The 5,312-nt window shown below is 72.9% G+C and carries 3 protein-coding genes and 1 pseudogene; all 4 read right to left on the bottom strand.

Translation table 11 applies throughout. The annotated features are described in order from the left end of the window. Positions 1-440: pseudogene (locus ACTWQJ_RS45870) on the bottom strand (PucR family transcriptional regulator); the annotation flags it as partial. Positions 441-531: 91 nt separating this feature from the next. Next, positions 532-1,506: an alpha/beta hydrolase gene (locus tag ACTWQJ_RS45865; protein WP_443312319.1), complete on the bottom strand. Its 975-nt coding sequence runs from the start codon at positions 1,504-1,506 to the stop codon at positions 532-534. A 373-nt stretch (positions 1,507-1,879) separates the two neighbouring features. Further along, positions 1,880-3,745 (bottom strand): serine/threonine-protein kinase, encoded by a 1,866-nt coding sequence (locus ACTWQJ_RS45860; protein WP_443312318.1) that lies wholly within the window; start codon positions 3,743-3,745, stop codon positions 1,880-1,882. 126 nt (positions 3,746-3,871) lie between these two features. Further along, a partial coding sequence (locus ACTWQJ_RS45855; RefSeq protein ID WP_443312317.1) for an MMPL family transporter occupies positions 3,872-5,312 on the bottom strand: 1,441 nt, incomplete at its 5' end.

Genomic DNA, 5,312 nt, shown 5'->3' with positions numbered 1-5,312 from the left:
GCCTCCGGTGCGGTGGCGTCGACGACGGTCTCCAAGAGGGCGGGATCGTCGAGCGGAGCCCGGCCCCGCGTGCGGTCGAGGACCTGTCGCAGGGCCCCTGCAGCCCGCTCCAGGATCACCGCGTCGACCACGCTGGGTGCCGCCTCGGGCCGCTCCAGCCACAGCGCGGGAGCGCCGCCCGGCGTCAGGGCCGTCGACGGCCAGCCGGGATCCGGCGGGAGATCCGTGTCCCGGCGCGTCCCGTCGGCCTCGACGCGGACGTGTACCCGCGTCCCGGTTTCGACGAGCCGTGCGGGCACCCCGGCCAGTACGGCGGCCCCGCGCACCAGCGCTTCCAGGCCGGCACGTGACTCGGCCAGTCGGTCGAAATAGGCGATGACCTGTACGGCGGCCCCGGCATCCGGGTCCAGCGCGGTCAGGCGCCCGGCCAGCTCTTTCACACGCTCATGGTGCGCCATGCGGCGGGCGGTGAAGGACCCTGCGGGGCGTTGTCGCCCATCCACCGGAGCGAGCGGCCCGCGTGCCCTTCCCTCACCGGCCGAGAATCCTGCGCAGCCACTGAAGATGTGCCGCCCGGGCCGCCTGGGAGATTGCTGCCTGGGGCGCGAAGCCGTCGAAGCCGTGGAAGCCGCCGGGCCAGACGTGGAGTTCGGCGGCCCCGCCGGCCTGCCAGATACGGGATGCGTAGGTGACGACCTCGTCGCGGAAGGTCTCCGCGGAGCCGACATCGAGGAAGGCCGGGGGAAGCCCGGAGAGGTCCTCGGTCCGGGCGGGCGCGGCGTACGGGGGCACGTCGGGGCCGCCGCGGCGGTCGCCCAGCAGAGCCGTCCAGCCGGTCTCGTTGGCGGTGCGGTCCCACACGCCGAGGCCCTCCATCTGGTGGGCGGACGGGGTGTCGTTGCGGTCGTCGAGCATCGGGCACATCAGGACCTGGGCGATCGGCTGCGGGCCCTTGCGGTCCCGGAGCAACAGGGCGAGCGCAGCGGTCAGGCCGCCGCCCGCGCTGGCGCCCGCGATGACGATCTGCTCCGGGTCGCCGCCGATCTCCTCGGCGTGCTCCGTGGTCCACAGCAGACCGGCCAGCACATCGTCCACCGCGGCCGGGTACGGGTGCTCCGGTGCCAGCCGGTACTCGACGGACACCATGACCGCGTCCAGATCCTTGGCCCAGGCCAGCGGCACGTCGACGCCCGTCCGGTTGTCGCCCAGCACCATGCCGCCACCGTGAATGTGGTAGATCACGGGCAGCGGACCGGACGTGGCGGGGGTGACCGGGCGGCATATCAGCAGGGACACCTCGGGCGCGCCCTCGGGCCCGGGCACCAGCCGGTCCTCCGCCTCGAACGCCCCGCCCGACGTCAGGTCCACCCCGGCCAGCATCTGCATGGCCGCCACCTCCCGCTGTGCCTGGATGGTGTCCAGGGTGAACTGGGTCGGCATCATCTCCTTGACCAACTCCAGGGCTGCGGCCAGCTCAGGGTCGAACGGGGGCGGGACCAGGGTCATGTCTGTCTCCTCGAGCCGGGGAGCGGCAGTTCTTACGACCATGATCGACGCGCCGGGCGAGCCTGCGACGCCGCCGTACGGCGGAAGGTGTCCGCCATCTGGCGGGTGGCCGCGGGCGCAGGTCCGCCGCACCGTCCGCCCGGGTGGAACGCGCGGTGCTCCTGAGCGGCCTTGGCGAAGTCCGGTGCGTTACCGCGCGCCGTGAGGGAGGCGGGGCTGTATCGGTATGCGGCTCCTCTCCCACTCTCGGCTTCTCCCCCACGCTCGGCTTCGCTCGCGCGGGGGACCCCCATGAGCGGGGAGGGGACCCCACCGTGGGCGCGACCAGCCCCTACCGGCCCGCAGCTTCATCACCGCACTTCCAGCGGAGCGCTTAGGCCGCGTTGCGCCACACCTTCACATCCAAGGTGGCGTACGTCGTCCCGGACGAGCCCCGGTATGTCACGAGTCCCACGTGTCCCGTCCCGCTGATGACGCACATCTGCTGGCCGACGGTGAGGTCCTCGCCCCAGATGTAGCTCTTGTAGCCGGTCGCCGACTTGCACACGTCCAGGCTGCCCTGCCGACCCGCCGGCAGCAGGGCAAGGGAGCTGCCGGAGTCGGTGCCGGGGGCAAGGACCGCGCCCGAGGAGTAGACGGCGTAGGTCAGATCCTCGTCGGAGGTCCCGGTGTCCGCCTTGGCCCGCACCGGGGTGTCCGCCAGATACAGGTCGTGGCTCTTGGCCATCCGGAGCCCGGGGTACGTCACCGGGACAGGGGCTGTCGGGGCCGCGGGCTTGTCGGCCGTGGCGGTCGGGGGGGCCGAGGTCGGGGTCGGCGTGGGCGTCGGGGGCCCCGAAGGGCTGGGCGGCAGAGCGGACTTGGCGGGCTCGGGCTTCTTCGAGGTCTGGGCGGACGGGGAGCCGGACGTCGACGGCGACGCCTTCGAGGCCGTGGCGGAGCGGGACGCGGCGACCTCCTGCGCCCGGCCGTCACTCTTGTCGCCGTCCCTCGGAACGAGCAGCAGCGCGGCGGCCGCTCCACAGACGACGAGTACGACGGCGGCTGCCGACAACACCCAGCCCCGGGTCCTACGGCCGTTTCCGCCCGAGGCAACCGAGGAGGTCTGTGTGGCGGCCGGCTCCTGCGGCTGCGGCCAGGGAGTCGAAGCGTACGGCCCCGGCGCGGCGCCGGGACCCATCACGAAGGGCCCGGGCAGTGCGGCATGGGACGGTGAGGTGGGGGAGTAGGCCGTCGGGGACCCGAAAGCGCCGGAACCAGCGGACCCGAAACCGCCGGAAGGGTGAGCGCCCGGAGCCGCCGCCCGGGCCGGATCGGCGGCTTCGGCCCGCGCCGCGATACCCGCCGCCAACTCGCCCGGCAGCCACGCCCCCGACGTGAACGCCGCTTCGTCACCGCGATGCGCCTGGATCGTCTGAACGGAGCGTATGACCTCCTCGACGGAAGGCCGTTCGGCGGGGGGCTTGCGCAGACACCGCTTCACCAGCTCCCGTATCTCCACCGGCACGCGGCCGAGGTCGGGCTCCTCGTGCACCACCCGATAGAGCACGGCGTGCGCGTCCCCCTCGCCGAAGGCGGCGCCGCCCGTCGCCGCGAACACGGCGGTCTGCCCCAGCGCGAACACGTCGGCCGAGGAGGTGACCTCCCCGCCGAGCGCCTGCTCCGGCGCCATATAGGCGACCGTGCCCAGCGCCATGCCGCTCTGTGTCACCGACGTGGCATCCGCGGCGCGCGCGACCCCGAAGTCGATGACCCGCGGGCCGTCGGCGGCGAGCAGCACGTTCGACGGCTTGAGGTCCCGGTGCACGATGCCCTCGCGGTGCACCGCTTGCAGGGCCTCGGCGACACCGGCGATCAGCCGCAGCACCGTGTCGACGGGCAGCGGCCCGTGGTCGCGTACGGCATCCGCGAGGGACGGCCCCGGCACATACGCGGTCGCACACCACGGCGTGGTCCCCTCGGTGTCGCTGTCCACGACCGGAGCCGTGTACAGCCCGTGCACCCGGCTCGCGGCGGCCACCTCGGCCCGGAACCGCTTGCGGAACTCGGCGTTCTCGGCCAGCTCCGGCCGGATCACCTTGACCGCGACGGCCCGCCCGCCCGGCGTGTGCGAGAGGTAGACCCGTCCCATACCGCCGGCCCCGAGCCGTGCCACCAGCCGATAGCCACCGATGACCCGCGGATCCCCCTCCTCCAGCGGTTGGTAACTTCCCGTATCGGGCCCACCGTTGCTCAACACGCCGCACTCCACCCCGTGATCTGCTCTGTGGTGGCCCATTGCATCACGGGTCCCTCGCGTCCCGCCCCCTTGGCGGAGCACAGGTGCCGCTCAGATTGCCATGCGGCCCTGTTTGTCCGTCTCGCGTCAGGCCGGCTCGTGCGCAGGCTCCGGTGCGGAGGGTGAGGTGGGGCTGTCCGCAGCATCTCGACTGCGGTCGGCCACGCGGTGGAAGAGGCCGCCCGGCCACCAGAACCAGCGGCCCAGGTCCAGGGCGAGGGCGGGCACCAGGACCGTACGGACGAGGAAGGTGTCCAGCAGGACGCCGATGCCGACGAGCACGCCCATCTGGGCCATGGTCACGAGCGGCAGGCCGGCGAAGACCGCGAAGGTGGCGGCGAGGACGATGCCGGCGGAGGTGATGACGCCGCCGGTGCTGGTCAGGCCCTCCAGGACGCCGCGGGAGTGGCCGAGGCGGGCGGCCTCCTCCTTCACGCGGTGCATGAGGAAGATGTTGTAGTCGATGCCGAGGGCGACCAGGAACACGAAGCCCATGAGCGGGATCGACCAGTCGACGCCGGCGAAGCCCAGGACGTGCTCGAAGAGCAGGTTCGAGGCACCGAGGGCGGCGAAGTACGACAACACCACGGTGGCCAAGAGCAGCAGCGGCGCGACGAGGGCCCGCAGCAGCCAGATCAGGACACCCAGGACGACCAGGAGCACGATCGGGATGACCGTGGTCAGGTCACGGTCGGCGGCCCGCTGGGTGTCGAGGGCCTGGGCGGTGGTGCCGCCGACCAGGGCGTCCGCGCCCTCGATCTGGTGCACGGCGTCGCGGAGGTCGTCGATCGTGGCCTTGGCGGCCTGACTGTCCGGAGCGTCCTCCAACACCACGGAGAGTGTGGTGAGTTCGCCGTCCGGGGTGCGGTCGGCGGCCTCCTCGACGCGGGCGACGCCGTCGACCGTGGCTGCGGCGGCCCGGACCTCGGCTGCCTGGCTGGTGCCGACGACGATCTTCGCGGGGTCCGAGGCGCCCGACGGATAGTGTGCCGAGATCCTCTCCTGGGCGACGACCGAATCGGGCTTGTCCTGGAACATCTCGGCCTGCGTGAGCCCCATGCCGATGCCGGCCGCGCTGAGAGCGAGGACGCCGGTGGCGGCGACGGACATCATCCACGACCAGCGGGGGCGCCGGGCGACGGCCGTGCCGATGCGGGACCAGACGGTGCGCTCCTTGCGGGCGGGCGTGCCGTGGCGCGGTACGAACGGCCAGAACACCCAGCGGCCCGTGATGACGAGCAGCGACGGAAGCACCGTGACCATCGCCAGGAAGCCGCAGACGACGCCGATCGCGCCGACCAGTCCCAGCGAGCGCGAGGAGTTGATGTCGGCGAAGGCGAGGCAGGCCAGTCCGACCGCGATGGTGCCGGCCGAGGCGAGGATCGCCGGGCCGGAGCGGCCGAGCGCGATGCGCATCGCCTCGTGCCGGTCGGCGTGGCGGTGCAGCTCCTCGCGGTAGCGGGCGATGAGCAGCAGCGCGTAGTCGGTGCCGACACCGAAGACGAGCACCATCAGCACGCCCGCGCTC

Source organism: Streptomyces sp. KR55, assembly GCF_052245645.1.
GTDB lineage: Bacteria > Actinomycetota > Actinomycetes > Streptomycetales > Streptomycetaceae > Streptomyces > Streptomyces flavusporus.
The sequence above is the reverse complement of the archived record's forward strand: the minus strand, read 5'-3'. Positions and strand labels throughout refer to the sequence as shown.

What these genes read in the sequence shown, in the direction of transcription:
- ACTWQJ_RS45865 (WP_443312319.1), bottom strand. Translation starts at nt 1,506, where the DNA reads ATGACCCTGGTCCCGCCCCCGTTCGACCCTGAGCTGGCCGCAGCCCTG.